Raw genomic sequence first — 566 nt, forward strand, 5'->3', positions numbered from 1 at the left:
CTGGTTCTTGAGTGACTGCAGAACATGCATCCACCATGAATCATCTTTGGGAGTGGTGTGAATCAGGTCAATTCCACCGCGTAGGCTTGCTCCAATAGGACCGTAAACCTATTGAAGGCCGCCAGCGCACCTTTGTCCGCTTCGGCTTCCTGCCGTTCGGTGAAGGGCAACTCGTCAAGGATCCGGGTGAAGGTTTTCCAGCCTTCGGCGCGGCCGCCCGTCGGTTCTGCCAAGTGGCGGGCTCCAAAGGTTTCGTTCATTCCAAGGGCGACGGCGCGCTTGATCAGGAACGCAGCACCAAGCTTGGAACCCTCGGAGACGAACAGCCAGCCGAGGGCTTCGGCCTGGGTCGGGTTCTTCACTGCGCCGGCCAGGGGAGCCGGCACTTCGGTGTCCAGGTCCGCGAGGTCGGCCTTGGCCGCTTCGGCGCGGCAGCGCGCGGGCAAATCGGCAATCAGCGCGGTCAGTTGCGCGTCGTTGTACAGCGCCACCAGTTCCGACTGGAACTGGTACTGGGCGACGACGAAGCGGGCGTAGCTGGCCTGGGTTTCGAATGGCGCCTGGGC

The 566-nt window shown here is 62.7% G+C and carries 1 protein-coding gene; it reads right to left on the reverse strand.

The window, feature by feature from the left end:
- Nucleotides 1-62 precede the first annotated feature (62 nt).
- Nucleotides 63-566, reverse strand: a 504-nt coding sequence (locus tag OC610_RS28605; protein ID WP_264433128.1) for a biliverdin-producing heme oxygenase, incomplete at its 5' end; no start/stop codon positions are given.

Source organism: Pseudomonas agronomica (assembly GCF_025917275.1).
GTDB classification, from domain to species: Bacteria; Pseudomonadota; Gammaproteobacteria; order Pseudomonadales; family Pseudomonadaceae; genus Aquipseudomonas; species Aquipseudomonas agronomica.